The 24,903-nt window shown below is 61.3% G+C and carries 31 protein-coding genes; 4 read left to right on the top strand and 27 right to left on the bottom strand.

The genetic code is table 11. The annotated features are described in order from the left end of the window. Positions 1-81 precede the first annotated feature (81 nt). Both QMX96_RS08400 and QMX96_RS08395 read left to right on the top strand, forming a co-directional pair. Positions 82-276, top strand: coding sequence for a hypothetical protein (locus tag QMX96_RS08400; protein ID WP_282361606.1), 195 nt, complete (start codon positions 82-84; stop codon positions 274-276). 125 nt (positions 277-401) lie between these two features. Beyond that, positions 402-767: a histone-like nucleoid-structuring protein, MvaT/MvaU family gene (locus QMX96_RS08395; RefSeq protein WP_282361605.1), complete on the top strand. Its 366-nt coding sequence runs from the start codon at positions 402-404 to the stop codon at positions 765-767. Positions 768-852: 85 nt separating this feature from the next. Here QMX96_RS08395 and QMX96_RS08390 read toward each other — a convergent pair whose 3' ends face one another. The 3 genes from QMX96_RS08390 to QMX96_RS08380 all read right to left on the bottom strand — a co-directional run bounded on the left by QMX96_RS08390 (position 853) and on the right by QMX96_RS08380 (position 2,862). After that, positions 853-1,791, bottom strand: a complete 939-nt coding sequence (locus QMX96_RS08390; protein WP_282361604.1) for a zincin-like metallopeptidase domain-containing protein — start codon at positions 1,789-1,791, stop codon at positions 853-855. A gap of 89 nt (positions 1,792-1,880) precedes the next feature. Continuing rightward, positions 1,881-2,201, bottom strand: a complete 321-nt coding sequence (locus QMX96_RS08385) for a hypothetical protein (RefSeq protein WP_282361603.1) — start codon at positions 2,199-2,201, stop codon at positions 1,881-1,883. A 295-nt stretch (positions 2,202-2,496) separates the two neighbouring features. Continuing rightward, positions 2,497-2,862: a DUF3085 domain-containing protein gene (locus tag QMX96_RS08380; protein ID WP_282361602.1), complete on the bottom strand. Its 366-nt coding sequence runs from the start codon at positions 2,860-2,862 to the stop codon at positions 2,497-2,499. Between the two features lie 462 nt (positions 2,863-3,324). Here QMX96_RS08380 and QMX96_RS08375 point away from each other — a divergent pair, with 462 nt between their 5' ends. Continuing rightward, entirely contained in the window at positions 3,325-3,684 is a 360-nt protein-coding gene (locus tag QMX96_RS08375; RefSeq protein WP_282361601.1) for a hypothetical protein, read from the top strand. 3 nt (positions 3,685-3,687) lie between these two features. Here the strand turns inward: QMX96_RS08375 and QMX96_RS08370 are convergent, their stop codons facing one another. The 13 genes from QMX96_RS08370 to QMX96_RS08310 form a co-directional block, all read right to left on the bottom strand. Beyond that, entirely contained in the window at positions 3,688-5,226 is a 1,539-nt protein-coding gene (locus QMX96_RS08370; protein WP_282361600.1) for a conjugal transfer protein TraG N-terminal domain-containing protein, read from the bottom strand. A gap of 9 nt (positions 5,227-5,235) precedes the next feature. Further along, entirely contained in the window at positions 5,236-5,541 is a 306-nt protein-coding gene (locus tag QMX96_RS08365; RefSeq protein ID WP_282361599.1) for a hypothetical protein, read from the bottom strand. Further along, on the bottom strand, positions 5,538-6,893 hold the full coding sequence (locus QMX96_RS08360) for an integrating conjugative element protein (RefSeq protein WP_282361598.1): 1,356 nt from the start codon (positions 6,891-6,893) through the stop codon (positions 5,538-5,540). The genes QMX96_RS08365 and QMX96_RS08360 overlap by 4 nt, the downstream gene beginning before the upstream one ends. Continuing rightward, positions 6,893-7,870, bottom strand: coding sequence for a TIGR03756 family integrating conjugative element protein (locus QMX96_RS08355; RefSeq protein ID WP_282361597.1), 978 nt, complete (start codon positions 7,868-7,870; stop codon positions 6,893-6,895). The genes QMX96_RS08360 and QMX96_RS08355 overlap by 1 nt, the downstream gene beginning before the upstream one ends. A 224-nt stretch (positions 7,871-8,094) precedes the next feature. Further along, on the bottom strand, positions 8,095-10,836 hold the full coding sequence (locus QMX96_RS08350) for a conjugative transfer ATPase (RefSeq protein WP_282361596.1): 2,742 nt from the start codon (positions 10,834-10,836) through the stop codon (positions 8,095-8,097). After that, positions 10,836-11,255 carry a TIGR03751 family conjugal transfer lipoprotein gene (locus QMX96_RS08345; protein ID WP_279854366.1) on the bottom strand — a complete coding sequence of 140 codons (420 nt, stop codon included), beginning with the start codon at positions 11,253-11,255 and terminating at the stop codon, positions 10,836-10,838. The genes QMX96_RS08350 and QMX96_RS08345 overlap by 1 nt, the downstream gene beginning before the upstream one ends. After that, positions 11,218-12,726: a TIGR03752 family integrating conjugative element protein gene (locus QMX96_RS08340; RefSeq protein WP_282361595.1), complete on the bottom strand. Its 1,509-nt coding sequence runs from the start codon at positions 12,724-12,726 to the stop codon at positions 11,218-11,220. Before QMX96_RS08340 ends, QMX96_RS08345 begins: the two co-directional genes overlap by 38 nt. Continuing rightward, the gene (locus QMX96_RS08335) at positions 12,716-13,522 is read right to left on the bottom strand and encodes a TIGR03749 family integrating conjugative element protein (RefSeq protein ID WP_282361594.1); all 807 of its coding nucleotides are present in this window, start codon (positions 13,520-13,522) and stop codon (positions 12,716-12,718) included. Before QMX96_RS08335 ends, QMX96_RS08340 begins: the two co-directional genes overlap by 11 nt. Further along, positions 13,522-14,160: a PFL_4703 family integrating conjugative element protein gene (locus QMX96_RS08330; protein WP_186556101.1), complete on the bottom strand. Its 639-nt coding sequence runs from the start codon at positions 14,158-14,160 to the stop codon at positions 13,522-13,524. Before QMX96_RS08330 ends, QMX96_RS08335 begins: the two co-directional genes overlap by 1 nt. Continuing rightward, positions 14,157-14,567, bottom strand: a complete 411-nt coding sequence (locus QMX96_RS08325; protein WP_282361593.1) for a TIGR03750 family conjugal transfer protein — start codon at positions 14,565-14,567, stop codon at positions 14,157-14,159. Before QMX96_RS08325 ends, QMX96_RS08330 begins: the two co-directional genes overlap by 4 nt. 7 nt (positions 14,568-14,574) lie before the next feature. Next, on the bottom strand, positions 14,575-14,952 hold the full coding sequence (locus QMX96_RS08320) for a TIGR03745 family integrating conjugative element membrane protein (protein ID WP_282361592.1): 378 nt from the start codon (positions 14,950-14,952) through the stop codon (positions 14,575-14,577). 15 nt (positions 14,953-14,967) lie between these two features. Then, positions 14,968-15,207, bottom strand: coding sequence for a TIGR03758 family integrating conjugative element protein (locus tag QMX96_RS08315; RefSeq protein ID WP_282361591.1), 240 nt, complete (start codon positions 15,205-15,207; stop codon positions 14,968-14,970). Continuing rightward, the gene (locus tag QMX96_RS08310) at positions 15,194-15,529 is read right to left on the bottom strand and encodes an RAQPRD family integrative conjugative element protein (protein ID WP_282361590.1); all 336 of its coding nucleotides are present in this window, start codon (positions 15,527-15,529) and stop codon (positions 15,194-15,196) included. Before QMX96_RS08310 ends, QMX96_RS08315 begins: the two co-directional genes overlap by 14 nt. Positions 15,530-15,680: 151 nt before the next feature. On the opposite strand from QMX96_RS08310, the gene QMX96_RS08305 reads away from it, so the two are divergent. Beyond that, positions 15,681-16,574: a hypothetical protein gene (locus QMX96_RS08305; RefSeq protein ID WP_282361589.1), complete on the top strand. Its 894-nt coding sequence runs from the start codon at positions 15,681-15,683 to the stop codon at positions 16,572-16,574. A 198-nt stretch (positions 16,575-16,772) separates the two neighbouring features. Here QMX96_RS08305 and QMX96_RS08300 read toward each other — a convergent pair whose 3' ends face one another. The 11 genes from QMX96_RS08300 to QMX96_RS08250 form a co-directional block, all read right to left on the bottom strand. After that, positions 16,773-17,501 (bottom strand): TIGR03747 family integrating conjugative element membrane protein, encoded by a 729-nt coding sequence (locus QMX96_RS08300; protein ID WP_282361588.1) that lies wholly within the window; start codon positions 17,499-17,501, stop codon positions 16,773-16,775. A 25-nt stretch (positions 17,502-17,526) separates the two neighbouring features. Next, a complete protein-coding gene (gene traD / locus QMX96_RS08295) occupies positions 17,527-19,653 on the bottom strand; it encodes a type IV conjugative transfer system coupling protein TraD (protein ID WP_282361587.1) in 2,127 nt (708 codons plus the stop codon). 9 nt (positions 19,654-19,662) lie between these two features. Then, positions 19,663-20,082 carry an integrating conjugative element protein gene (locus QMX96_RS08290; protein WP_282361586.1) on the bottom strand — a complete coding sequence of 140 codons (420 nt, stop codon included), beginning with the start codon at positions 20,080-20,082 and terminating at the stop codon, positions 19,663-19,665. After that, positions 20,079-20,633: a transglycosylase gene (locus tag QMX96_RS08285; RefSeq protein WP_282361585.1), complete on the bottom strand. Its 555-nt coding sequence runs from the start codon at positions 20,631-20,633 to the stop codon at positions 20,079-20,081. Before QMX96_RS08285 ends, QMX96_RS08290 begins: the two co-directional genes overlap by 4 nt. After that, complete coding sequence (locus QMX96_RS08280; RefSeq protein ID WP_282361584.1) at positions 20,615-21,334, bottom strand: TIGR03759 family integrating conjugative element protein; 720 nt, start codon at positions 21,332-21,334, stop codon at positions 20,615-20,617. Before QMX96_RS08280 ends, QMX96_RS08285 begins: the two co-directional genes overlap by 19 nt. A 10-nt stretch (positions 21,335-21,344) precedes the next feature. After that, a complete protein-coding gene (locus tag QMX96_RS08275) occupies positions 21,345-22,013 on the bottom strand; it encodes a hypothetical protein (RefSeq protein WP_282361583.1) in 669 nt (222 codons plus the stop codon). Further along, positions 22,010-22,519: a PilL N-terminal domain-containing protein gene (locus tag QMX96_RS08270; protein ID WP_282361582.1), complete on the bottom strand. Its 510-nt coding sequence runs from the start codon at positions 22,517-22,519 to the stop codon at positions 22,010-22,012. Before QMX96_RS08270 ends, QMX96_RS08275 begins: the two co-directional genes overlap by 4 nt. Positions 22,520-22,649: 130 nt before the next feature. Beyond that, the gene (locus tag QMX96_RS08265) at positions 22,650-23,366 is read right to left on the bottom strand and encodes a hypothetical protein (protein ID WP_282361581.1); all 717 of its coding nucleotides are present in this window, start codon (positions 23,364-23,366) and stop codon (positions 22,650-22,652) included. Between the two features lie 65 nt (positions 23,367-23,431). Beyond that, positions 23,432-23,926, bottom strand: a complete 495-nt coding sequence (locus QMX96_RS08260) for a JAB domain-containing protein (RefSeq protein WP_282361580.1) — start codon at positions 23,924-23,926, stop codon at positions 23,432-23,434. A 65-nt stretch (positions 23,927-23,991) separates the two neighbouring features. After that, on the bottom strand, positions 23,992-24,249 hold the full coding sequence (locus tag QMX96_RS08255; protein WP_282361579.1) for a hypothetical protein: 258 nt from the start codon (positions 24,247-24,249) through the stop codon (positions 23,992-23,994). 65 nt (positions 24,250-24,314) lie between these two features. Further along, the gene (locus QMX96_RS08250) at positions 24,315-24,857 is read right to left on the bottom strand and encodes an STY4534 family ICE replication protein (RefSeq protein WP_282361578.1); all 543 of its coding nucleotides are present in this window, start codon (positions 24,855-24,857) and stop codon (positions 24,315-24,317) included. Positions 24,858-24,903: the final 46 nt, after the last annotated feature.

The following is a 24,903-nucleotide window of genomic DNA, read 5'->3' as shown; positions in this document are numbered from 1 at the left end:
GGGATCGGCAGCCTATCGGAATAGCGGACCCTTTGTTCAGGGGGTAGACTGCCCGGCATGATTGCTAGAGCAGGGGCGCGGATGACGTTGAGTGATGCGGTATTGGTCGTGTTATTGGCCGATCGGATTCATGGCACTGATGCGGCCATCCGATCTGCAGCCAAGCGCTGTGCGAAAAAGCTGCCGCGCAGCCAGCGCGATATCGTGTTCAAGATTGGAAACAGCGCAAATCCGCAGCAACTTGTGGCGCACCTGTGTCAGCACTTGTCTGATTGAGCGACCAAGCGAGGTCATTTTAACCGGCACCTCGCAAGAGCGCGTGCGCTTTAAGTAAACCCTCGGCTAAATCCGCAGTCTCAGTTATTATCCCAGCACTTGTCCCACACCTAGGTACATCATTCATGTCCAAACTTGCCGAGTTCAAAGCACTGGAAGCGCAACTGGCCGCGCAGCTGCAACAGCTGGATGCCATGAAAAACGACTCCGGTTTGAAGCAGGAAATCGAGTTTGAACAGAAACTCAAAGCGTTGCTGGAACAGTACGGCATGGGCCTGCGCCAGGTGATTAGCATTCTGGATCCGGCCAAGGGGCCCAGCGTACCGACCGTGAGTGCGTCCAGCAGCAGCCAGCGCAAGCCTCGCGAGGTGAAACGCTACAAGCATCCGCAGAGCGGTGAGGTTGTGGAAACCAAGGGCGGCAACCATAAGATCCTCAAGCAGTGGAAGCAGGAGCACGGCTCGGACACCGTTGAGAGCTGGGTGCAGTAATCACTGACTTACTGAGAGCGGTAAAAGTCGCGCTGCAGACAAAATAAAGGCCCCGGATCGGGGCCTTTTTGCTGGGTGTGTGGAATCAGGCGGTGAGACGAGCTGGCGTCTCCGTGGCTTGATCAGACTGCAAGGCCAACAGGTACTCAGAGGCTTCCCGGGCCTGACCACTGGCGCGGAAAATGGCGCGTTTGTCCTCCTTGAGGATCTTCAGCCAGGACGCCAGGTACTCCTCGTGACGCAACTCACCCGTGGTACCGGTGAGTGCGCAGAGAAACGCGGCGCCCATTTCTGCGACCAGTTCCTCGAAGGCATACGCCGTAGAGCCGAATGCATGCCCGCCGGTGATACCTTCACGGTTCAGACGCGACCGGTGGCCCGACCAGTGTGTCAGCTCATGCAGAGCCGTTGCGTAGTAGCTGCCGACGTCCTCGAACTGCGCCTTTGTAGGTAGTTGGATCAGATCACGAATCGGCTGGTAGAACGCGTCATCGCTATAGCGATGCTCGATGCGCGCACCGCTGGCGACCAGCAGTTGCTCGGCCGGTTCATGATTGATGAAGGTCGCGGGTTCAGTGTGCTCGTCGAAGGCTGGCTCCTCGTCAGGCAAGCCTTCGGTCTGCTCAATGTTGAACAGGCAATGCGTGCGCAGGATCGCGAACTGCACCATTTTGATGTTGCCCTGTTCATCGCGAACGACCTGGCCGTCCTCGTCATGCGCCTCCTTGCTCATCGGTTTGTATAGCACTGCGAGGGTGGATTGCTCGCCCTTGCGCACATGGCCGCCAGCCCTGCGTGCTTGATTGAAGGTCAGCCAGCGATCCTGGGTGAACCCTCGCAGCCGGGCCTCAGCCCACAAGAGTGGAACGTTGATGCCGGCGTAGGGGCGCCGGGTAATGGCGTTGATGGGAAATGGAGAGTCAGCGCTCGAACCTGCGGTGGTCCAGGGTTTGATCCAAGGGATCACGCCTTGGCTCAGGGCACTGACGATCTTGTTGGTGACGTCCAGGTAGATATCGGACATGGCGTTCTCCGGTCGTGAAGGGGTGAACGCTGCCCGGCCGGGAAGGGTTCCCGGTGGGGGTAGAGGAGGCTGCGACGGTGCTGAATGGGTCAGAGGGCGGCGATGTCTACCGCGCTCTCATCAGGCAGTCGGACGAGCAAAAAAGCCGGGCCGCTGTGTGGTATGACGTGAGCCAGTTGAAGCTGCGGCAAATGGGCAGCTAATGAAGTGCCGTTGCTCTGCAGGTCGAGCCGCATTGCTACGGGACGGTGCAAGGCGAGCGGTGCAGAGGTCAGCGCGCTATTGAGTAGGCCAGCCAGGCGCAGTGCGGCCTGTCCAACCGGTTCCTCGCCTGTGGCAGGTTCAATGAACTGCCGCCAGACACCTGGGCTCAGCACAATGGCAGTGGAGAGGTGGTTCATCCTGGACATGGTGGCCTCCGGTTAGCAGATTCCGCGTCACCTTTCTGAGGTTTGGTGTGGATTTGCCCGATCTGATCAACCCGCTGAGCAGGGCGCGTCCGTCCATTAAAACGCACCTAAACGTTGGGTCAATCTCCGATCCTGACCTCGTTTGAACGAGTCTATCCAGGGCGTTCCAAGGAAGACTATCGGTCTCGGATTCCTGACCAGCGGCGATCTCCACTCAGTTTGAACGTAGTGTGTAGTGCCTCCCGAAAGGCCCGCTAGGTGCCCCTCGGGAAGCGCGAAGTGCTCGCTTTTACGTTCAAGCTTTTCCCGCAGGATCAACTTCGGCGGCCAGGTAAAGGTGGGTGGAGGTGGCCTCCACCACCAGCGATCCTGCAGTGCCGCGAAGGCTGGCGAGAACGGGATCATTGATGTCAAAGTACTCGGCAAAATCATCGCCACCAAATTCATCGCGGGCGCGATTCCACCAGGTGTCGAAGTCGTCGACGGTAGGGTTGCAACCGGTGGCGTAGGCCACGCGTTTGCGCCCACCTCCATCCGACTTGCTTTCGCCAACCTCTGACATGAGGTAGACGCCGTGGTCTTTGACCAATATCACTCTGCAACCGTTGATACCGGCCTCTGCTAACACGGCGTGTAGTTCAGTGCCTGTGAAACGCAGCATGATGAGATCCTCCAGAAGGTGCGGAGGAATGCCACCCAAGCGGGAGAATTCCCAGCACTGGAATGGATTGGGTTAGATGCGTCGAAGACGCGGGCTCAGAGAGCTACGGGGATTGGAAGGCGTTCATCACCGGGGAACGGTGACCATGCGAGCTGCCGAACGCGAATCGCATTTGGGGATAACCATCACGTGTGTGACGTAGCCTCAAAGGTTATGGCTACCTGGGATGCTGGAAAACCAGCGATTGCACAATTGGTTTAACAAGCCAACCGACATAGCGTCAATGGTGTTTTTCGCACGGGTCGAGCGAACCAGTCCGCTGAGCGCCACCGGTGATAATTCGCGACGCCCAGGTGATCAACGGTCATGGAAATCAGCGGCAGAAGAGTAAGCTAAAGCTTGGATCCAAGTTGGCTGTAACCAAATGGTCGCGAGCGAAATGACGGGAAAGGAGCCAATCAAATGTCGACCACGGCTTCTTCAACCTCCAGTCGGACCAGCATCGGCAAGCATTGCATACACGCTGCGGTTGGTGCTGGCCGGATGGTCAAGCGATTCGAAACGACGGTGCTGAACTCCTGTGCATTAGCTTCAGTGCCCTTCAAGTATCGGCAATTTGGCTTGCAGATTTTCAAATTGCTCATCTTGCTTGCGGTTGCGTCAGTTGCGCTTTTCTTAGCGCTTGGGATGCTTGCGCTTTGGACAATCGCATCATTGCCAATAACTGCACCAGATAATGAGCCTGATATTTTCGAAGTGAGTCACCCTCGCCATCGTTTCAAGTATCCTGAGATGTATGACGATCACGGATCACTACGCTGATTTTTACTTGAGCTTTTGAATACCCCCGACAACTTGAGATGATCCTTTCCCAGCTTGAAGTTTGGCGCTTTCCGCGCCCTGAGTAAGCAAGCTTTGAACGTTGCTGCCGACGTTGTAACCAGCCCAGCTCATCGCGCCCAGGAAAAACATCGGCAGCACCACGAACATAGCGCCCATTACGTACTCGATCACCTGTGCGGTAACCGTCCCGTCCATGAATCCTGCTGTCGGCAACGACAACAGTGCCTGGTCTGTGGCCGAGACCTGGTTGTATAGCGTTTCCAGCATGCTCGAATCTATCCAGCGCGCAAGCTCCCACCAGAACGTGAGCATATGTAGGGTGAACAGCGCAAACGTGATCGTCATGAGCGCTTTCAACTGGTAGGTGCTGATCAGTAGCACCAGTGGCAAGCTGATGATCGTGCCCATGATCAGGAAGGCCTGAACCATCGGCAAGGCAGTTCGCAGCGCATTCATGGCCGGGAAATTGCTGAACGAGCCCAGGGCCAGACCGGTGTTGGTGGCCAAATTGTTGAGCCCTTGTGTCAGCGAGCCGCCCCGTGCGCTGCTGCCGTAGTCTTGGAATACCTGTCCAGGTGCCATGCTTAAAGATTGCTGCCGTGGGCTCACCAATGCGCGCAGGGTGGCGTCTTCAATCTCAGTAGAAGTGCGCCCGGTCAGCCAGCCTCGCAACTGCGACATCAGCGATGGATCGACCTCGGCCACCAAGCGATCACGTAATCCGATGGTGCCATCACTCCACCACTGCTTGCAGGTGGGATAACCAGCACCGTTGTCGAGCTGGGGCAGAGAGGTGTCTCTCGTCTCGTCGTACGGCCAATCGACCCTGGGCATTCGCGAGCGATCGGTATCGTAGTAACCCGGTGTGTTGAGCAGGAAGGTCGAGCCAATCCAGGACGCGTCGTAGCTCTGGGATTCGTCCAAATCGGGCCGATTGGTAAAGAGCCGTGAGCGCGAAAAGCCGTAGCAGTCTCGTGTGAAGTCGGCGACCTCCTGCAGCAGTACTTGGTCGTTGATCCGAGAGCTGTCGATCTCCATGCGCATTGCGCGGATATCGGGTGCGCAGGGGATTGATGCGGTTGCGGCGGCGGTGATGCCCTTGCTCATGGCATGCACCAGGAACCACCACACCGGGACGTTCGCTGACTTCTCGCCGATGGTGTTGAAGGTTGCGCCCCAGGCCGTATCCGCAGGTTTGGTTATGGAAATCCCGCAGCGCTGGCTCGCCGCATCGTCAAAGCTCACGGAGGAGAGGTTGAGCGGAAAGAACGGCATGCAGCCAAACAATATGACCACGTAGCTCATCCACAGCCGGTTCTCGACGCGAGGGATCGACAACAGCCCCTTGTTGCCTTCGTCGGCACCCTGTTGGCGGGCCGACAGCCATTCCTGCAGGATGATTGCACCGAAGGGCGCGGCGAACAGCCCGGTGTCTGCCAGCGTATTCCAGATGCCGTTGTTGATGATCCAGGCCAGCAGCGACAGGTAGTACTCGAGATAGCTGTTGGTGCTCATGTTCATGTCTGCACCTCACACGCGAGACAGTTCGACCAGGATGATCGAGCTGAAGCCGATCAATCCCAGGCACTTCAGCCGTTGTTGATCTGCAGGCGTGGGTCGTCTGCGCAACGCTGCGGCCCAACCGGCGAACATCAGGGTGTACAAGAGCGCGCGCCAGCATGCGAAGTACGGCGCTGTCGCTCGCGCTGGCTCGAGCCAATTCAACTGGGTTACGGACAGATGCAGCGCCATCCAGGCAGTCAGCAACATGCCCAGCATGGCGCCGAGGATCAGCAGCACACGTGCGAGCGTGGACCTCATCGAAAACAAGATCATGGCGTGCTCCTCTCCTGTTCGGCCCGGCGCAAACGGTCCGGCTCCGGATCACGCTGATCGATGCTACGCGAGGCGTCGGCACCGCCGGCGTGGCGATCGAGGACCAGGCTGGCGGTGTTGGTGGCCAGCGCCTGACGTACCTGCAGCTCGGTTTGCAGCAGGCGGATCTCGCGCTCCAGCGTTTCCACGTTGCCGGTGAGGGCGCTGGTGGCGGGCTGCGCCGAAGCCACGTTGGGTTCATGGCTGCCGGCGAAGAGCGTGCGCTGTAACAGCATCGCTTTGTAGATCACACTGGAGAGCGCGGTCTCGCTGGCGAGGCGTCGTGCTAGCAAGTTCTGGTCGGGGTCGTCGCGTAGCCCCTCAATGACGCCGCGGGAGACCTGCAACAGCGGGCTAGAGACCTTGCCCAGGTTTTCCGGTGTAGGCTGGTCGGCGCCTGAGACCATACGTTGCAAACCTTCCAGGTTTTCCGTGTAGGTTTCCTGGATCAGCGGCGACAGGCCGGTACCGGCAGTTACCCGCAGCGTCTCGCAGTCGTCGCAGGTCTCCACCTCGGTTTCCCCGAGCACACGCGTCGCCCACTCGGAGGCCTCCTCGGGACTCGACCAGGCTTGGCAGATGGCGCCATTCTGGCAACTCGAACCCAGTGCTGAGGTATCCTCGACCGCCCGGTTGTGCAGCAGGTTGTAGCCGGCCTTGACCACGTCCGACGTTACCCGGATGGGTTGCTGGCCGTTGCCACCGGCTTTTTGCCCACCGACCCAACTGACGCCGTTGTTGCCGTTATTGGATTCGGTGTCCTTCACTGCCGTCACGGCATCACCGCCGGACTGCTCGAGGTTGTGCTGCATCTCCTGGTTCTGCGCCAGCGAGCCCCAGCCGGCTTGGTCGACCTTGTCGGCCATCTTCGCCGCCATTGCCTGGCAGGTGAGCTTGGATCGGTCGAAGTCGATCCGTCCCTGCAGAACACCATTGCTCAGCAGCTCATACAGTCCGGGATTGGCCCGCTGGATGATCATCGCCGGCAGCGACATCACCGCCTGTGTGGCGTTCTGAATGACGTTGCCCATGATCTGCTGGAAGCCCTGGGTGGCGCCATTGAGCTGGTTCTGCAGGGTGTTCGAGAGGTTCATGTTTCCGCACATCATGTTGGCGCGCCAAGACATGCCCACGCCAAGGCCATTGGGTCGGTAGAGCGAGGAGGGCGCTCCTGCCGCTGAACCGCCGCCGATGGTGTACATCACCCGGTCGTCCAGCACCTGAGCCTGGTCACCAAGGTGGTAGCCGTTCTCGGCGGCGTGGCCCACGGCATAGACGAAGAAGCACAGCAGACCGAGCGAGAGGGTCTTCATCATTGGCCTCCGTCAAAATCGATGCTGAACAGGAAGGTCTGGCCCATGCGCTGGCAGCAGCGGTAGGGCCGCCACAGCGACCAGGCATAGGCGCCGTCGGCGCTCTGGATCGTTGGGCTGGGGAAGATGGCGCAGGTGCTTTGGATCACCGGCGTGAGCAATTGCCAGCGGTGGTTGTTGACGTTGTTCTCAATCACCGGCTGCGGCGGCCAGTAGCCGGGAGCGGGCATCGGCTGCAGCGGCAGGTAGACATGCGGCTGGCCAGCCCGCGTGATGAAATCACCGGCGCGCTGCGCCATTACGGCACCCGCCTTGAAGTCGTCGGGCTGCACCAGAAATCCGTGGCGTGGGTAGACGCTACCCCACCTGTCGCCGAGTGCCTGGTTGCCGATCTCGCGCATTCCCGGCACCAGTGCCTGCGGGTAGAAGGATTCGGGAATGGCCTGGCGCCACGCCAGCGGGTCGAGGGTACTGAGGTAGTAGGGCGCAAACGGCACGGCACCGCTTGGGCACGCATAGCCGAACGTTTGCGCCAAGGCCGTCAGGGCAGCCCCGCCGGGGTGCCCGATGCCGTCGACATTCTTGAACCGAGGCAGGTTATCGCGCTGCAGCGAAGGCGTGATCAGGTTGCCACCTCCTTGTGACGCTGGTGTCGGTGTCGAAAGTGCCGACATCTCGCTCCAGGGGTTGGCGCCGGTGTCGGCGTAACTCGACACCACCAGCTCGGGAATGAAATGCCGGATCTTCGGCGAGGTGCGCACCGTGCAGCCGAACGGCGTGCACAGCAGCCAGTAGCAGATGCCGACGACCCGGTACTCCAGGCACTGCAGAGAAGTGACGGAGGCGATGATGGTCGGGGTAGTCAGTGCCAGGCACTGCTCGGTGGCGATGAGCAGAACCGCCGCAGTGAGCGCACGACTTCGGCCGGTCTTCCTAGGCTTCGGTGATTTGCAGGCGGTAGAGGCGGTCACGTTCATGGGCAGCGCTCGGCAGGTGGCAGCGGTGTGCATCCATGCGCCAAGTTTCAGCATCCCGGATCCGGCACTGGAGGAGGGAAGACAAACTGAGCCCGGGTTTATCGATTTCGTCTGGCGGGCTGATTTAGCAGAGCGTGTCAGGCAAAATACCGAAAGAGTACAAATGTACTCTTGTCGATTTTTTTGCTGGACTTAGGGATTACGAACAGTCCTGGCGGTATCGCTCACAACATGCCGCGCAGGCGATCGATCTCCGCCGCGACCTGCAGGGCGGCCTCCAGCTCGGACTGCTGGTGTTCTTCCATCAATCGCCAGCGCTGGGCTTTTTCCTCGGGCTCGGTCATGGCCAGTGCGAGGTACAGGCTCGGCGGCACTGCGCGGAACAGTGTTTCCAGGTTCTTCGACAGGACCACGCCTTCGGTGTACTTGCCCGAGGCCTTGCTCGCGGAGAGCAGCAGCGCCTTCTGCGCCGGCGTGAGTTTCTTGAAGCGGGCGATTTCCTCGATTTCCGCCGGCGGCATGTTCAGGCAGATCCACCATTCGATCATGTTGAGCATGGTCTGTGCCGCGTCGGGGAAGTCGGCCAGGTTCTGTGTGGCCAGCCAGAACCAGGCACCCAGCTTGCGCCACATTTTCGTGCCCTTGACTACAAAGGGGGCGAGTAGCGGATTCTTGGTGATGATGTGGCCTTCGTCGGTGACCATGATGATCGGTCGCCCCAGGTACTGATCGCGCTCGGCGATGTTGTTTACCGTGTTCATCAGGCTGATATAGCTGATCGACATCTGCGCCTCGTAACCCTCACGGGCGTACGTGGCGAGGTCGACGATCGTCACATCGCTCTCTGGCCAGGGCGTGCCGGGCCGGTCAAACAGGGCGCCCTCGAACCCTTGGCAAAACAGGTCGATGGACTCGCCCATCTCTTGGGCGCGCTCTCGGCGTTTGTCAGGCAAATGGGCGTCGCTGGCGACTTGGCGCAGGGCATCGCGGACATGCCGCGTCAGCACCTGTTGTTCGGTCGCTGCGCAGTGCTGGGCGGCATCAAGGATGCACTCGCGGATCAGGCTGCGGTCCGCGCGGGTCAGGCGTGCCTCTTCCTTGGCTTCACCACCGGTGATCATCAACCGCGCGGTGATCTCCAGTTCGCCCAGCACATCGCGCTGCTCATCACTGTCCGGCGCTGTTTCCTCCAGGTCTTCGGTCGACAGGCTGGCGACCTGATCGGGGTGCTCAATTAGGCGTCGAGCATCGGCGAACGGTGCCAGGCTCAAGCCACTGCCGGGTTTAAGTTGCACCTTGTTGACGGACAAGCCGAGCGTGGCGAAGTAGTCACCCTGTAGGCCAAAGGAGTTGCCCGCTTCGACGATGAACAGCCGCGGCCGGTACACGGCCATGACCTGCATCAGAATCGACCCCAGGGTGGCCGACTTGCCAGCGCCGGTCGGGCCGAACAGCAGCAGGTGGCCATTCATGGAACGATCGAAACGTGACAACGGGTCAAACGACAGGGGTGCACCCCCACGGTTGAAGAAGGTGATGCCTGGATTGCCGGTACCGATGCTGCGGCCCCAGAGGGGCAGAAGGTTGGCGATGTGCTGTGCGAACAACAGGCGGGTGTACCAGTTGCGCGTGTCTCGTGCCGGATTGTAGACCATCGGCAGCCAGCGCAGGTAGCTGTTGCAGGCGGCCACTTCGTCGCCCTCGCGCACCGGCTGCAGGCCGGCGCCGAGCAGTACGTTGGCGGCCTGAATTGAGCGCTGGCGCAGCTGTTGTTCATCCGCACCGCGGAGGTACAACGCCAAGGTACCGCGGTATAGCTTGTGCTGGCGCCCAATCAACGCGCGCGCTTCTTCCACGTCTTGGCGGGTTTGGGTGGAGGCGAGATTCTCGCCGATGGCTTTACGTGCCAGGCGGTTGAGCTGCTCCTCGAGCACATCCTGGGGCGTGATCACCAGGGTCAGGCTCATCACCGCCTGCTCGGGTAATTGATCGAACAAGGCGTTCAACGCCTCGCCTTTACGCGTTTCGCCGGTCAGCTGGCCGATATGCGGCGGCCTACGCAGCTTGTCGACCACCATCACCGCATGAGGCTGTTGATCGAAGTACCAGAGGCCCTGTTCGCTATCGGAGCGCGGCTCCTGGAAAAACAGTCGCTCCGCGAAATCGTGGTCGAACGGCAGCGGTAGATCCTCGCCGTCTTCGGTCTCCGGATAGGGCACGCGTCGATAGAACGCTGCGGGGGATTCGCCGGTGAGGGCTGGAGACGGGTTGAACCAGGGCAGCATCCAGGTGTAGAAGTCGCGGCCGGTCAATCGTCGAGGGTTGACCCCGCAGGCCTGCAGCGAGGCCACCAGGCGGTCGCAGGTGCGGCTCAGCAGCTGAGTCGGGCTCTGCCCATCATCATCGGCCTGCTCCCCGAGCCAGCGGTAGACCACCAGGCGAATCCGTCGATTGCTGCCGCGCCACGGCAGGTGGGACACGACATGGTCATCGAACAGCCCACCCGGTTTAGCAATGGCGTCGAGGTGACGCTGCATCGATGTGAAGAAGGCTTGGGTGAATGGTGTGCCGCGGGCCCTCGGCGCTATATAGCGCTCCAGGCGTTCGAGGTAGGGGGCAAAGTCACTGTCGTCCTGGCAGAAGAACTGCATCACCCAGGGCGCCTGGTCCAGTTCGTCGAAGCTGTCCTGCAGCGCATCTTCCAGGGCGTCGCGGGCCGCCATCAACCATTCGGGCTCACGACCCTCGGTACCGATTGGCTGCAGTTCGAACACCGCGCCCACTGAGCGGTTGTCATCGAGCAGAAAGCACTGCTCATCCTCGAGGTATTCGACCCAAGGCAGGTGATCGGTAAAGCTGGGATTGTGCGCATACTGGGCGGCCTCGTCGGCAAGCGTCGCGCGCCGGCGCTGTGCCGCGCGCCAGGGCTTCCAGCGTGGCGGGTCGCGACGTGCGTCATCGGCCATCACAGATCGTCCAGGCGTTCGCCGGGCAGCGCGTACTGGACCTTCTCGTACAGCGGAAACACAGTCGAGTAGCCTGGCACCGGGGTCTGCTGGGTACCGGCCAGGTGCGGGTACACGTACATGACCAGGTCCGGGTTGGGCAGGCGCGGAAACTGGGCGCGGATCTCGTTGGCGGCAGTGCGCGTGTAAGCGCTTTGGTCGCTTATCAGGCGCTCAGGGTCGAGTACTGGACGGCGCAATTCGCCACGCGCTTCCTGCAACTGCTGCTGGGAACCGACGGCGCCACCGCCGTTCCAGATGTCCAGCATGGTTTGATCGCCGTGGGGCAGCATTTCCTCCTTGCTGGTGGAGCAGCCGCTCAGGTGCAGGGCGAGCAGCAGGCTAATCCAGATCCAGTACCGAAACGGATGGGCTTTCATGGTTCACTCTCCGGCCTTTCGGCTCGTAGTCGATGCTGATCTCGTGGTCCAGGTGCAGGGCCACCTTGGCCCCGGGCGGCACGTAGATGGCGGCAAAGGCTTCGCCATAGAGCTTGTTGATCCACTCACGGATATCGCCAATGCCACCGCTGATAACTGAGTTCAGCGCACTGTTGCCGCTGTTCTGGGTTAAGCCCAGGCTGCCACCGGCCGAGTTGATGAACGAGGTGTTGGTCTGCTCGCTGCCCAGGGCCGCGGCGAAGCCGGCGCCGGCCGCCGTGATCAGGCTCTGGCTGCCCAGGTATTGCTGGGCGTTGGAGCGGCGCTCCCCGGAGATGCAGGGAATGCCGTAGGGATCGGAGATGTAGCCCAGCCCGCCGCGGATCTTCTCGGTGTCCGAGGTCTGGGCGCTGCTGCGATTGCGGCTGACGACCTTCTGCGGCTGTGGCACCGTGCGGACGGTCCCGTCGCTGAAGACAAAGGTGATCGACTCGACCTGGCCGCGCACGCAGGACAACGTCCAGTCGCCGGCGGCGGTGCCGCTCATGACCGCGCCGACCACGTCCGGCAAGTCGATGCCGTTGGCGGTGAGGTTGTCCGGGCCCACCAGCACCTTGAACGGATACGGGTCGTTCACCATGCCGTCCACCGGGACCCGGCCAATCAGTGCGGTCATGGCGATCGAGCCAATCAGTGTCGAGTTTTCAGGGAGGGTGTAAACGGGCTTGGCGCCCTCGGCGCGGTCCTGGGCATTCTCCAAGTCACGCTCGCCTTTGGCGACGGCACGCAAGCGGTCCTGGCCACGATCAATGGCGTTGTTGTCCAGGCCGTGCAGGTCCTTGAACGTCGACGTCAGCGATGACAGCGGACCGTCAGCTTTGCTGGCGTCGTCCTGGCCGGCGCGCGCATTCGAAGGTTCGATCCACTGCATCGCGTCAGCCGGCTGCTGAGCTCCCGCAAACTGTTGCTCGTCGCCTGGCTCAAGGCCAAAGCCTGCGGGGACATCCGACTTCGCGGCCGGCTTGCTGGTGAGCTGGTCCTTGAGCCTTGACAGCAGGCCCTGGGTTTCGCGGTGCTGCTGCTCAGCCTTCTGTCGGGCATCGTTGGCCTGCTGGCGCTGCTCGGTGACCTGTTGAGTGACGCTGCTCAAGGTGCTCTGGATGCGCGTGTCGATATTGCCTTCGCGCGAGCGCAGCCGGTTGTTCTCGGTTTGTAGCGAATCGTTGCCTTTCTTCAGCGTCTGCATCTCACTGCGCATCGCTTTGACCTGGCCGATCAAAGTGGCCACGGTGTCGCGCGGGGTGTCGCCCGCGATGCCCAGGGCCTTGGCTTGTTCCGCACTGAGTGTGGTCTTGTCCGGATCGTGCGGAGTCTGGCGTTCCGGCGAGGCCATCCAGGATTTGCCGATGATCAGCACGATGCCCAACAAGACCCCGGGCACCAACCATTTCAGCAGGCTGTTAGCTTTCATGATCGGCAGCCTCCGGTTTTGGCGGGGGCAGCAGCATGGCGTGCTTCAGGTCGCTTCCGCGGGTGACGAGGTAGGCAACGGTGGTGTCTTCAGGTGTGCCAGCGAGGCCAAGGTCTGCATGCTGGAACGTCGCGGCGTACAGCGTCGCCTGCAGGTGACGCGGGTCCAGCGCGACCTTGCCGGGCCCGCGATTCACGATCTTTACTGCCGTTACCCAGTAATCGCCCAGCCGCCACGCTGCAAGCGCCAGGATCGAAACCCGTTCGGTCGGCAGCAAGGTCCTGAGCGCGGCGGAGTCGCTCAGTGGCACACGCCGCACACCGGGCAATGGCGCCACCGTACGCAGAGGCGCATAGAGGTTCTGCGCGGCATAACGGGTGAGCACCACCGGTACCGGCGTCGCCGCAGGTGCTGCATCTTTTTCGGTGTCCGCGTCCAGTGCCTGGGCCTGGGCCACGATCTTGACCGGCTCCAGTGACTCGCTGCCCTCGAGCGCTTCGATATCGATCAGGATGATGTCGCCCGTCTTCACCGACTGCAGTTGCAGCCGGGTAGGGGGGAGTGCTTCGGCGGCGCGCAGGTAGATCGTACCGCCGACCGACTGCACGCGCAGTTTGCCGGCGATCGCACTGGGCAGTCCAACGCGAACGTCTTCATCGAGCATCAGGACCCGCTCTTGGCCCACCGTGAGCGGAACGGCCAACGGCAGGCGGTCCCAGTATTTGACCTCGACGGCACTGGCGACTGAGCACCAGCCGGTGGCCATCACCAGAATCAGGATCAAGACACGCATCATCACGCACCTCCCGGCAGCGTCAGCTTCTGGGGTGTGCCTTCGTAGCAGTCCAGGGCCAGGCCCCATTTGTTGCGCTCGGGATCGACGTCGAAGCGCACCACCCGCAGCGGGTAGCGCACCACCACGCGTTTCACCGGCTCCGCGGCGTAGTACTCGTCGGCGTTGAGGTCGAGCTTGACCAGCCAGCTGTGCTTATCCAGCTGCTTTACGCGGAGGTCGGGGTCGTCGCTGTAGCCACGCCCCAGTACCTCATACACCCCGCGCACCCGGCCACGCAGTTCGCCGGCGGCCTTGCGATATTCGAAGTCACCGTCGAAAAATGTCTTGCACGCGGGCGTCAGGTAGGGCTGCAGAGCAAAGATGGCACGGTGGTAATCGACCTCACCGTCGGTGGGCCAGCGGTTGAGCTGGCCAAAGATGTACAGGGCGAAGGCGTAGATGTTTTCCGGCGGTACATCCCACCACTTGCGCGTGCTGCCTGACCGCAGATCAGGCGGTACGTGAATGGTGAGCTCGGAGGGCGCGGCCTGCCAGCCGTACCACAGCCCGCAGCACAGCAGCGCCAGAATTGCCACGGCAAGGCGCAGACTGAAAATATGCGCCTGCTGCGCGTCCACCTTGTTGCGGAAGCGGCTCATGGGTTGGCCCTCTTATGCCGGCGAGTCCGGCGAGTCCGGCGCACGGTCCACGGCCCCGAATGCAGGATCATTTGCTGGGTACCGATGTCCCAGTGCACCGCCAGGTGCCACTGCAGGCGCCGGTACAACCAGGTTTCGGGGCGGGCACGCTTGGCCCGGCGGAGCAGCTTGCCGCCACCGAGCAACACCAACGCCATGCACACGAACATGCAGGTGGGGAGAGTCGCGATGGAGACGGTGGCCACCGCCAGCGGTGCACCGAGGATCACGCCCAGCGCGGCACCGACGATCAGGGCGACCCACATCTCGTCGTTGGTGAGGCCGCGCAGGACGGCCGGGTCACGGTTAAGGCGCTCCGGCAGGAAGGTCAGCGTGCCGTCAGGCAGGGTGGCTGGAATGTGGGACATGATGACCTCACAGAATCGTCGCGGCTTTGGTGAGGAACCACAGGATCACCACCACCAGCAGCGTGCCGACGCCGACCACGGCGCCGAGGTCCTTCCAGGTCTTGCGCTGGTTCTGCACGTCGGCATAGACCGTGAGCGAATGCCAGGCCACGCCGAGGAAGGCGAGGGTGGCGATCAGCAGGCCGAGCAGGATGCCGCCGTCGTAGGCGTAGTTCTTGATCGTGTCGATCAGCCCCGAACCCTCGCCGCGGGAGGGGGCTTCCATGGTCGGCAGGTCGGCCCTGGCGAACGCCGAACTGAGCAGCACCAAGCCGCTGAACAGGGCTCGCAAGCAGGTGCCCCGCAGCAGAGTGAGCGGGCATTGGTAACGATGGGAGAGGTTCATGGCAAGGCCTCCAATTTACGACAGCATGAAAAACATCAGCACGATAAGGGCGAGCGCTAGGCGCAGCGTGCTGCCGCCGAGCGCCCCAAAGTTGATGTTGCCGGCCGCCCAGCCGCGGTAGCCGGTCCACAGGGCCCAGGCGCACCAGAGCAACGCGAGCACCAACACCGATGAGCGCCACATCACTGAACTGAGCTGCGGGTTAAACCCGGCCACGGCAGAGAACGCGCTAAGTTGGGCGTCAGTCATGCTCATTGGAGGGACTCGAGTGAAGCGCTTCGGTACGGTAGTCGCCGCTCAGCTCGACCAGATCAGCTGGCTGCGCGCGGGAAGGCGCCAGGTAGTTGTGGATGCCTTGGCGCACACGCTTGAGGTCAGCATCGAACCTCAGATAGTTGAAGCGGTATCTATTTTCGTCGATATGACTTTGAGCTCTGGCTGCGCGCTCGGCTAATTTCTGTGTGACAATTACCTGCTGCTGAAGTAGTTGTAGGTCCGAATGCTCACGCAAGGCTTGTGCACTGGCGTTGAACGTCAAAAAAACAGCAATTATCGGAAGATAGGGATTGGATTTCATGGCTGAGTCCAGTTCGATACCTGGTGCCACGGTGCTAGCCGAATCAGCCTCCCGCACCCCTTAAAATGATCGTCGATCGGTCGTTTTAGGTTATTCATCTGCTTGGGCAGCTCTATCGGGGCTGAACGGACAGCCCATGATTTGCGACTCTATGAGCAAATCAGTAAGAGAGGTCAAGGTGTTCTGGTTATTGATATATGTGTCGTTTGCTGCTTTTTTCTATATTCTTCAGAGGCTTGTCAATAGACCTCTGTTCGTACGTACAAAAAATCATCACTTTCCGTGGAAGCTTAACTACAGTGTGCGCTACTGGGGTGTGCAGCAATGGCTGGCGCTGATCATTTCTTTATGTCTACTGAGTGTGCTCGGATTACTAGTTTTGCACTACCGAGGATTTGACATAAAGGTAGTGGGGCGTTGGTTTTTGTTAGTGCTTAGCCTAAGTTCTTTATGCTTGGCTGTTGTTCGACTGAAACTGGTAGAGGTCTATAGGCTGCACAAGGGATGGCTAGCGGCTTTGGCAGCGGTGATTACGCTCGGGTTAGGTATTATGGCCAGCGCGGAAGCAGATGGTTTCATTCTTCACCACACTCGTGTAAGTCCTAGCAATTTCCCAGTAGGCCAGAAAATTTTGACTTTGGCTTGGCTCGCCTATATTTGGTACTGGGGAGTAAGTCTGTTGATATCTGTAGCTATTCTGCTCGGTGCCGTACTCGGAATGTTCGCCCTAGGTATCAATAGCAATCCTTATCGGCATCCTGAAGCCATAGATGTCTCAGTACGGTTTCGCCCTAATAAGCGATACCTTGAAGAAAGCTGGGTGGGTATGACGCTGTTGGTTGGCTTAATTTATACGGCTATTTCCGTAACATCGTTGTTGTTGGAAAGTGCGGGTCCCAGGCTGCGCGAGGTGCAGCATGAATTATTGATTTATGCTGCTTTTCCTTTGCAGCCAGAGGACTGCGCAATGAATGATCTACCGCGAGGAACTCAACTGGCTGTGATCAGTGCTAAAGAGGTGGTTGTCGCCCAGCCAGCTAAATAAGGTTATATTTACGAAAAGCGGAGCTGTACGGTTAAGAGTTTGGCGGAAGTGAAGGAGGATCGCGAGAAATATATTCGTCAGGCTCGGGCTCGAGACAATTATTTCTGAAAGAATATTTTTGGTTGAGGTGCCGTACTTGGTTGTTTTTTGATTAGGCGCCGATTGGGGCGTTGGCTAGAGCGCATGGCTGACCTGACCTCAAAGATACTTTTTGAATGTGGCAGCGGTGAGCGATACCATGCAACCTAAGAGGAGAGCACAAGGTATCAAGACAAAGGCGGGATTGAATGTCCAAGGCAGAGAAAGATAGATAACCCAGGGGCTTATCATCAGTGGGAGCAACGTCCGCTTCGCTCGATGGTATACAAAACTGCTCTCCCGGTCCGCCCCGAACTTGCGCAGGTCGCGCCGCATCAAGCCATCGACCGCGCCGGTGAGCACTGAGAGCAGGAATAGTGGGGTGGCCAAAATGAGTACGGCCAGTCGCACCCCGAAAGTAAAGACCGTAAACAGCGCTGCCAGTAGGTAGGCCTTCATCACAACGTAGACCTGGGCAAACTGCCCTTGCAATGAGGGTTCTCGACTGAGCAATTTCAGCTGGGTGTCGGATTGCGCCCATCCTGAGCGCACCACGACCCAGTCATTCAGGTGTTCGAGTACCTTCGCCGTCGCCTGTGCTGGTTCCTGCACTAGCAGCGAGTTCTTGAAATGGCCACTGAGCCAACCCATTTCGCTCAGCCACATAGCATGGCTATGATGCCAGCCCTGTTCGGGCCAGAACCACAGCATGCCTACGAACTCCAAGACGATGGAGAAGATCAGCGAAGCGAACAGTAAACCGAGCAGCCGCAGACAAAGCTCAAGCGTGCCGAAGATCAGCCCCGGACGTTTCTGCGCAGTAGGTTGGCTCACTGGAGTGGTCGGCATAGGGGGCTCCGCGGTACTCGCTCGCTTACGGCGCGTGCCTGCGCCCTGGTGGAGACATCTCGGGATCGAAATCGGCCGTGGGTGCACCTCCCGCGCTACTCCACCAACTCCCCGCGTTGGCGTTGTAGGACTCACGCATGCGGGCGGCTAAGGTCTGCAGATCTGCTGGCATCGCATCATCGCTTGCCGGTTTGGGCAGTGGCATGCGGATCTTCCACAGTTGCCCGCCCTCCTGGAACGAGAACATCTGGCCCTTGGGGAGGGCGATGATGTGCGCCGGTTCGATGAGCGGCACGGCGGTGGTGGTGACACGGTCCTGCGAGGAGGAGGTGAAGTCAGTATGGGCATCAGGATCGGCGGTATCTGTCGCGCCCGAGACGAGGGTGCGGGTCTGTACATTGACCTTAGGCAACTGGTTGGTCAGCAGCTCTGCCGTAGCGGTTTCCCGAACGCGGAGCATCTGCAAAGTGTTGAAGTTGCCGATGACCTGCCCGGCCTTGGCCCGGTTGCCGATGCGCGCCTCGATATCGCTCAAGGTCTGGGTGTAGGCCGTGACCTGGATGCCGGCACCGCCGCCCTTGTTGATCAGCGGGATGAACTCATCGCCCATCAGCTCGTTGAACTCGTCGGCGTGCAGGTTGATCGGCACCTTGTCCGCCGAGCTAGAGGAGCCTGGCATGCCGTGATCGATGCCGTGTTTGTAGATGTGGCCGGCGACGGAGACCAGGTCGGCGAACATCGAGTTACCGACGGCGGCCGCCACTTCGGCATCCGACAACGCATCCAGGCCGACGTACACAATGCCGCGTTTGCGGATGACCTGCAGCCAGTCGAAGATCGGCCGTGGGTCGTCGAGGTCGGAATAGTTCGGAGCCAGCAGCTGCGCCGTCTTGCCGCTGGTGAGCTTTTCCAGCAGTGGCAGCAACGAGGCCACGATCTTGTCGAAGTAGGTGCGGTCGTAGCGCACGGCCGAACGTAGGCCGTCCATGACGGGGTCGAAAATGCGCTTGGCGGTCAGGTACTGTTCGATGGCAACGACGCGCTTTTCCCGGCCAACCATGTGCCGCGGAATGTTCTTCTCGTTCAAGCGGCCTTCGATCTGCACGATCGCTTCCCAGGCCTGTGGATCATGCCTAGCGAAGAAGTGCTGGGCATATTCGATGAACAGCGCATCAATGTTTACCACGTGGCGCTGGATCTGCAGGTAGTCTGGGCGCCGGCCGAGCTCAATCAGCGCCCGGGCGATGATGTTGACAAAGCGCCAGGCGAACTCGCGAAAAGCGGCGGAATTTCCTTCGCCGCTCAACTGGCCGGCGATCCGGGTGGCGACTTCCGAGATGCGGCCGAAGCGGCCGATGGCGTTGTAGCGGGCGGAGATTTCCGGCCAGCCTAGGTGGAACATGTAGAACTCGTGCTCACGGCCGGCGCGCCGCGCCTCCACATACATGCGCTTGAGCAGATCGGCATCGCCTTTGGGGTCGAAGACGATGACCACTTCCCGGCTCGGTCGATGTATGTCCTGGGTGATATAGACCTCGGCCAGGCGAGTCTTGCCGACCCGCGTGGTGCCCAGCACCAAGGTATGTCCCACACGTTCTCCGAGCGGCAGGCTGGCTTCCTGTTCCTTCGGCTCGACTCCATGCAGCAACGGCGAGCCGCCCACCGGCGGCAATGGACGCAGGGGATTGAACGGGCTATCCCAAGCGGTCAGTCGGGGCAACAGCGACAGCCCCGGCGGGGCCTTCTCCAGCAGGTGCTCCATCCGCCGTGCCCACTGATGGGCGGGCGACTGGTTGACATAGTGGGCCAGCGCGGGGTCCTGAGCTTCAAGCAAGCGCTGGGTGTGCAGGCGGGTCCAACGAAAGCCCCGCCCCATGAACAGGCGCTTGCTGCTGACCGGAATCTGCCGGCTGGTCAGCGAGTAGCGCGGCAGTCGGCGGATATTGCGCCGATAGCGCAGAACGATCCGCGCCTCATTGAGCCGCTTCAGGCCGAACGCGGTGTAGGCCAGGGCCATGCCCGTTCCTACCTCAGGCGACAGGGCCACGGCCCAGGGCGAGTGCAGGCACAGAGCGCCGGCGCCGGCGCAGATGCCCACGGTGTACAGTTCTACCGCTGGGCGCAGCAGGGACTCCATCGCATGTTCGCCCATGGAATACCCTCACTGTTCCAGGCCGGTGGGCGTGATCAGCACCGGGTAGTGCTCCAGCGCCAACCGCTCGGCGATGTCGTCACCACTGACCGGCCAGATATTGAGCTTGGGTGCTGTCATCCGGATGCGGCGCAGTGCCCGCGCGTCGTCGACCTCGACCGCCAACCCGTTGGCCCCTAGGTCTTGCAGCGCCTTGGTGTGACGCGACAGCCATTGCAGAGAGGCGGCGTCCTGCCCAACCAGGAACAGCGGTGTCATGCCGGGCAGGCTCAACGCTCTGAGTGGCACGGCGCCTGGCGAGAGCCGTGCGCTGCGGACCGGCAACACCCAGTTCAGCGTGGTGGGGTCGGGTAAGCTGCTGGGGTCAGCGATCGCTGCAAGCGACAGCCACGGGCAGAGGGTCAGGGCTACCAAGCGCAAACGGTTCATGGCAGTGAACGCCCTGGTGGCGTGGCGACGGGTTGGACGCGTTGCCAGTGACGGCTGAATTGCCGGCGATAACGCGTCGCTGGGGGGCCACCAGCAGGCCGGTGATAGCGGCCAGCGGCCTCAACCCAGTCACCCGTGTCAGCGAAGTGCGCGCGCAGCAGCTCGGCGGTGACTGCGAGGTTGGCGCGGGGATCGAGGGCATCGCAGGCGCTGGCATAGCGGTCCGAGTGATAGCCCAGGTTCGTTTGTCCGAGGCCGACATCAATGCGCTTGGGGTCGTGATGGCTGAGTGCATCTCTCAGCGCCACACACGCCTCGTCGCGTCGAGCAAAGCGCAGTGGTGACCCGGCGACATTCAGGGTCCAGGGCCAGGGCATGAGCTGCCCACGCAGCGGCGTGCCACTTTCCTGTAGGGCAATGGCGAACAATACCGAGACGGGGATACCGGCGCGCGCGGCCGCCAATTGATACGCCGGCGGCGGCAAAACACCCGCGTGAGCGACGGTGACGCCGACCATCGCCAGAACGAGAATCAGTCGATGCGCTGCCATTTTCCATCCACCTGCTGATAGCGGGCTGGTAGGGGCCGGCTGGCACCCAGGGCAAACCAGCGGCCGCGGTCATGGTTCAACGTGACCTGTCCGCCGGAGACCTGGGCGGCGGTGATGCCTGCGTCCTTGGCCCATTGGCGCAGGCGTGCATCGTTGCCTTGGCTGCCGACCAGGTACACATCCAGGCGCGCACCACCCTGTAGCCACTGCTGGAGGCCGGTCACGCAGGCCGCGCAGTGTTCTTCCACGAAAAGCGCCGTGCGGCTGTTACTCGAGGGGCTCGCATCGTCGCTCATGCCCTGTACGGGCTGCAGGCCCGGAAACAGTCGCGCCCAGGCAGCGGTGTAGGCTTTCTGGTAGGCCAATTCTCGCTGGGCACGCCTGGCCTCCAGGCGGACTTGCAGCTCGGCGTAGTGCTGGCGTTGTTGATCCGAGTCCGCCTCGACGCCCAAGGTGGTCAATGGGTCAAGCTGCGGTGACCAGTAGTGACGCGGACCCGCTTGCAAGCGTTCGAACGTGGCCCACTCGTCATCCGTCAGCCCCCAGGCTTTGGCCTGGTTCGTTGCGGTTTTCTGCCGTTCCAGCGGCGTCTGCTCGCTGTACTGGGCGTTAGCGTCCACTTGGTTTGGGGCGCTCGATGCCAGTCCGGAGAGCAGGCATACCGGCAGAAGAATAAGTGTGATCGCGGCGTGGCGAGCCATATCGACCTCCTCACGGCAAGGACAGTGTGCGCTTGCCATGGCCGGGGACGTGGAACACGGCCCGGTCATCGCCAATCGCCCGCAGTTGCCACCCGTTCAAGCTGTCGCCGGGTTGCAGCAGGTGCACGGTCGTCAGCGCATGTGCGCCGGCGGGCAGGGCGGCCACAAACCGAACTGCGCCGCGTGTCTCCACACCCTGGAGGGTGAAAGGCGGCTCCGGCGCTTTGGCCTTGGTCTTGCCATCGGTGGTTGGCGTGGGCGCAGTAGCGGGCGCCGGCCCGTCGGGGCGGGTTGTTAGTTTGGTGAGAGTCGCCTCAGCCGTGCCAACCCGCTGCTCGAGGCTGTTCAACTGAGCACTACTTGGACCTGGCGGTGCCGCTTGCAGCACGCTGACTGAGGCAGCCAGCTCATCGAGCTGCTGATCAAGCGCTGTTTGGGCGGTGGCATGTTGGTTTTGCGCGGCGCCCAGTGCCGCGATCTGCGGCTGCAGCGTAACGACCTTGGCGTTCAATGCATCGATATCGCGGCGCAGGGCGGGAGCTGGGTCGGCCGGGGCCTCTCTTGCGGCGGCCTCAATCCCGGCCAGCTGCTGGTGATGGTTGTAGGTTTCGGCGGCCAGCACGGCGGCGCCCAGGCAGAGAGCCCCTAGCACCAAAGCCTGGAAGTGATGGACCTTCATGGTGCGATCTCCAGAGTCGAGAAGGGTGGTTCGGGCGCGGGCAAGCGCAGGACGTAGCACACCGTCCGGTCGACCGGATCAATGTCGAGCTGCCAGGCTGGGCCACCAATGATCGTCAATGCATCCAGTAGTGATATCGGGCCGAGGTCGTGGTGCACGACTGGCAAGGGGCGGTGGAACAACCGCGCCAAGGCAGCACTGTCCGGGCACAGTGAGTAGCCTGAGTGCTGCAGCACGTGACGCAGCGCCTCGCCGACGTTGGCGTGCAGGGCGGGGGCGATGTGCACGTTGATCAATTGATACAGCGGCTGGCGCTGCTCCAACGTTGGCCGGGTGCTGGCCAAGGTGTAGCGGTCCTGACGCACCCAGGCGTGTACCTGAGGCTTAGGCTTCGGCTGTGCGACCGGTGCTGGTGCTGGAGCAGCAGGTGGCGGCGCATTAGGCGGCGTGCTGCAGCCCAGCAGCGCGGCGATCAGCCCAAACGTGAAGAGTGAGGGAATGTGCATGGCGGGGTCTCGACAAAATCTTGCCGACACCTTGGCGAAACGGCAGAGCCGGCCCTACCGAAAAACCGAACATGGCCTTCCAGAATTAGCTGAGCTGCCCAAAAAAAGGCGCCCGGTAGGGCGCCTTGGGTCATTCTTCGGGGAACAGGGGCAGCTCGGGTAATGGCGCTGCATCGGGGTCAAAGATCAGGATGCGGGTGTCAGCTTCACCCGCCAGCAACAGCAAACGCAGCAGTACCGGCGGCACGTGATCCGCGCGTAGCCGTGCACAGACCTCTTCGGCTGTGCAGTAGCTGCCACCCGAGGCGATATCCCTGATCCAGGGCGTCGAATACAGCTTGCAGCCCACGGCATTGTTGCTGCTCATCGAAAAGCACTCAAAGAAGCCCGACGGTGAGCGACACCAGGCGAACACCTGCAGAAACTCGAACTCCTCTGCAGGGAGATGGCCGGTGCTAATTTCCCAACTGCGGCTGTACTGCCCGGTGGCAAAGGAAAGCTGTTCAATCAAGCGGCGTGCGGCGTCCTTAGAAGGGAGGTCGCTGACGTGCTGCCGACGGCCATGATGCAGCCCGGTGACCTGGTAGAGCACCTGGCTGACAGTGCCATCGGCAGGACACACCATACGCACGAACTCCGGCACGCTCTCGCCATCGGTGATCACTGCGAAGTCGTCGTCGAACACGCACGGCTGAAAGTTGATGCCGTCATCGGGCAAGTCGTAAAGTGCGGGGTGAAGCGAGCGGTAGCAAGGCGGGCAATCGTCGGCGTAGCTGATTTGTACCACGCGTTCGTAGCTCAGGTCCTGAAAACCGCGGAGGAAGGGATTGCAAGCAGAAGGGTTCATGATGGCGCTCCGAAAAAATGAGAAGGCCACTCCGTACAGGCGGTGACCCTCCAAGCAGGGGATGCTCAGATCCAGCCGTATTCGGCCAGCGAGAGCGGTGTGCCAGCGCCCACGATGATGTGGTCCAGGACACGCACCTCAACCAGGGCCAGGACCTCGGTCAGGCGGGTGGTCAGCACACGGTCGGCCTGGCTCGGTTCCGAGCAGCCAGAAGGGTGGTTATGACTGAAGATCACGGCCGCGGCGTTGTGCTCCAGCGCCTTGACGACCACCTCGCGGGGATACACGGAGGCGCCGTCGATGCTGCCGCAGAACAGCTCGTCAAAGCTCAGCACCCGATGCTGCGAGTCCAGGCAGAGCAGGGCGAAAACTTCGTGCTGGTAGGGGGCGAGCCGCAGCTTCAGATAGGCCCCCGCGTCAGCGGGTGTGATCAGCACTTCGCCGCGCTGGAAGTAGCGCTGATCGAGCAGATCCAACGCTTGGCTGATCAGCGCGTCCTCTTGAGCGCGGTGAGCCAGTACAGGATCAGGGGCGCTGACCAGATTCAAGGCAGTGTTCATGGCGAATCCCTCGTAGACGATGGAGCGCCCCCGGGGGGGCGGCCCCAGGTGGGTGAATGGATTGTTCAAAGCTGCGTGAAACGATGACGGCGGCCGTGCAGCGGGCTGTTGCAGCCTTCGCAGGGTTGGGTGGAAAATGCTTCAATGCCGAGGCCCGTGTTGGGATCGAAATCGGCGCTCAACGGCAGCAGGTTTTGCAAGGCAGTGCGCATGAATGCATGACGCTGCTCGACCTCCGCTTCGCTGTAGTACAACGACAAGGCGCTGAAGTCTTCGTAGGCAACCGCCTGTAGGCAGTCCTCGCACAGCCAGAAACTCTCCATGACGACCTCCGGTGAGAGCACACCAGGTGCTCGAGGGAGCACCTGGTGTGGGTGGTCGACACGGTTTAGGCCGGCTGACGTGCTGCGCTGGTTTTACTCGATGCAGCGGCAGGCGCTGGGTGAAGTTGCTCGTCATCGCTGCCGGCAACAGCGTCAGCTTCGTGCTCTTCTGCCGGCGTGTCAGCGGCTGCAGAGGACTCGGCACGGGCTGGCGCGCGGTAGCTGAACTGTCCATCGACTTTGATCCACTCGATGAAGATCAGTCGGCCTTTGAGGCTGGCGCCAGGTTGCCCCTTGCGTTCGCCTTTCTCGTAGAGGAAAGGATCGACCCAGATGTCGCCGATGCGAAACGCGATCAGTACTTTGCGTTCTGCGCGGACGTCGTCCAGGTGCTCACGGATCAGCCGGTCGGCTTCACCGCTGGCGACCTTGCAGTCGAAGCGGGTGTATTCAACGTCGTCGGAGGCGCCGTGCAAGGCGGCGATGTCACAGGCCATGAATGCCTGCCCACGCCGTACCGGCACTTCGCGCACGCGGTTCAGGTAACCAATGCCTTGGGTATGCAGGTTGAAGTAGGTGGTGGGGGCGTTACCGCTCGAAGTAGTCATGATGAATCTCCTGTTCTGTCACAAACGCGGGAATTCACCAGCCCTG

It is taken from the genome of Pseudomonas sp. PS01300 (assembly GCF_029960155.1).
GTDB classification, from domain to species: domain Bacteria; phylum Pseudomonadota; class Gammaproteobacteria; order Pseudomonadales; family Pseudomonadaceae; genus Aquipseudomonas; species Aquipseudomonas palmensis.
This window is presented reverse-complemented; position numbering and strand designations above follow the sequence as displayed.

Coding starts and splice junctions, on each gene's coding strand:
- QMX96_RS08400 (WP_282361606.1), top strand. CDS start 82: ATGACGTTGAGTGATGCGGTATTGGTCGTGTTATTGGCCGATCGGATT.
- QMX96_RS08395 (WP_282361605.1), top strand. CDS start 402: ATGTCCAAACTTGCCGAGTTCAAAGCACTGGAAGCGCAACTGGCCGCG.
- QMX96_RS08390 (WP_282361604.1), bottom strand. CDS start 1,791: ATGTCCGATATCTACCTGGACGTCACCAACAAGATCGTCAGTGCCCTG.
- QMX96_RS08385 (WP_282361603.1), bottom strand. CDS start 2,201: ATGTCCAGGATGAACCACCTCTCCACTGCCATTGTGCTGAGCCCAGGT.
- QMX96_RS08380 (WP_282361602.1), bottom strand. CDS start 2,862: ATGCTGCGTTTCACAGGCACTGAACTACACGCCGTGTTAGCAGAGGCC.
- QMX96_RS08375 (WP_282361601.1), top strand. CDS start 3,325: ATGTCGACCACGGCTTCTTCAACCTCCAGTCGGACCAGCATCGGCAAG.
- QMX96_RS08370 (WP_282361600.1), bottom strand. CDS start 5,226: ATGAACATGAGCACCAACAGCTATCTCGAGTACTACCTGTCGCTGCTG.
- QMX96_RS08365 (WP_282361599.1), bottom strand. CDS start 5,541: ATGATCTTGTTTTCGATGAGGTCCACGCTCGCACGTGTGCTGCTGATC.
- QMX96_RS08360 (WP_282361598.1), bottom strand. CDS start 6,893: ATGAAGACCCTCTCGCTCGGTCTGCTGTGCTTCTTCGTCTATGCCGTG.
- QMX96_RS08355 (WP_282361597.1), bottom strand. CDS start 7,870: ATGAACGTGACCGCCTCTACCGCCTGCAAATCACCGAAGCCTAGGAAG.
- QMX96_RS08350 (WP_282361596.1), bottom strand. CDS start 10,836: ATGGCCGATGACGCACGTCGCGACCCGCCACGCTGGAAGCCCTGGCGC.
- QMX96_RS08345 (WP_279854366.1), bottom strand. CDS start 11,255: ATGAAAGCCCATCCGTTTCGGTACTGGATCTGGATTAGCCTGCTGCTC.
- QMX96_RS08340 (WP_282361595.1), bottom strand. CDS start 12,726: ATGAAAGCTAACAGCCTGCTGAAATGGTTGGTGCCCGGGGTCTTGTTG.
- QMX96_RS08335 (WP_282361594.1), bottom strand. CDS start 13,522: ATGATGCGTGTCTTGATCCTGATTCTGGTGATGGCCACCGGCTGGTGC.
- QMX96_RS08330 (WP_186556101.1), bottom strand. CDS start 14,160: ATGAGCCGCTTCCGCAACAAGGTGGACGCGCAGCAGGCGCATATTTTC.
- QMX96_RS08325 (WP_282361593.1), bottom strand. CDS start 14,567: ATGTCCCACATTCCAGCCACCCTGCCTGACGGCACGCTGACCTTCCTG.
- QMX96_RS08320 (WP_282361592.1), bottom strand. CDS start 14,952: ATGAACCTCTCCCATCGTTACCAATGCCCGCTCACTCTGCTGCGGGGC.
- QMX96_RS08315 (WP_282361591.1), bottom strand. CDS start 15,207: ATGAGCATGACTGACGCCCAACTTAGCGCGTTCTCTGCCGTGGCCGGG.
- QMX96_RS08310 (WP_282361590.1), bottom strand. CDS start 15,529: ATGAAATCCAATCCCTATCTTCCGATAATTGCTGTTTTTTTGACGTTC.
- QMX96_RS08305 (WP_282361589.1), top strand. CDS start 15,681: ATGAGCAAATCAGTAAGAGAGGTCAAGGTGTTCTGGTTATTGATATAT.
- QMX96_RS08300 (WP_282361588.1), bottom strand. CDS start 17,501: ATGCCGACCACTCCAGTGAGCCAACCTACTGCGCAGAAACGTCCGGGG.
- traD (WP_282361587.1), bottom strand. CDS start 19,653: ATGGGCGAACATGCGATGGAGTCCCTGCTGCGCCCAGCGGTAGAACTG.
- QMX96_RS08290 (WP_282361586.1), bottom strand. CDS start 20,082: ATGAACCGTTTGCGCTTGGTAGCCCTGACCCTCTGCCCGTGGCTGTCG.
- QMX96_RS08285 (WP_282361585.1), bottom strand. CDS start 20,633: ATGGCAGCGCATCGACTGATTCTCGTTCTGGCGATGGTCGGCGTCACC.
- QMX96_RS08280 (WP_282361584.1), bottom strand. CDS start 21,334: ATGGCTCGCCACGCCGCGATCACACTTATTCTTCTGCCGGTATGCCTG.
- QMX96_RS08275 (WP_282361583.1), bottom strand. CDS start 22,013: ATGAAGGTCCATCACTTCCAGGCTTTGGTGCTAGGGGCTCTCTGCCTG.
- QMX96_RS08270 (WP_282361582.1), bottom strand. CDS start 22,519: ATGCACATTCCCTCACTCTTCACGTTTGGGCTGATCGCCGCGCTGCTG.
- QMX96_RS08265 (WP_282361581.1), bottom strand. CDS start 23,366: ATGAACCCTTCTGCTTGCAATCCCTTCCTCCGCGGTTTTCAGGACCTG.
- QMX96_RS08260 (WP_282361580.1), bottom strand. CDS start 23,926: ATGAACACTGCCTTGAATCTGGTCAGCGCCCCTGATCCTGTACTGGCT.
- QMX96_RS08255 (WP_282361579.1), bottom strand. CDS start 24,249: ATGGAGAGTTTCTGGCTGTGCGAGGACTGCCTACAGGCGGTTGCCTAC.
- QMX96_RS08250 (WP_282361578.1), bottom strand. CDS start 24,857: ATGACTACTTCGAGCGGTAACGCCCCCACCACCTACTTCAACCTGCAT.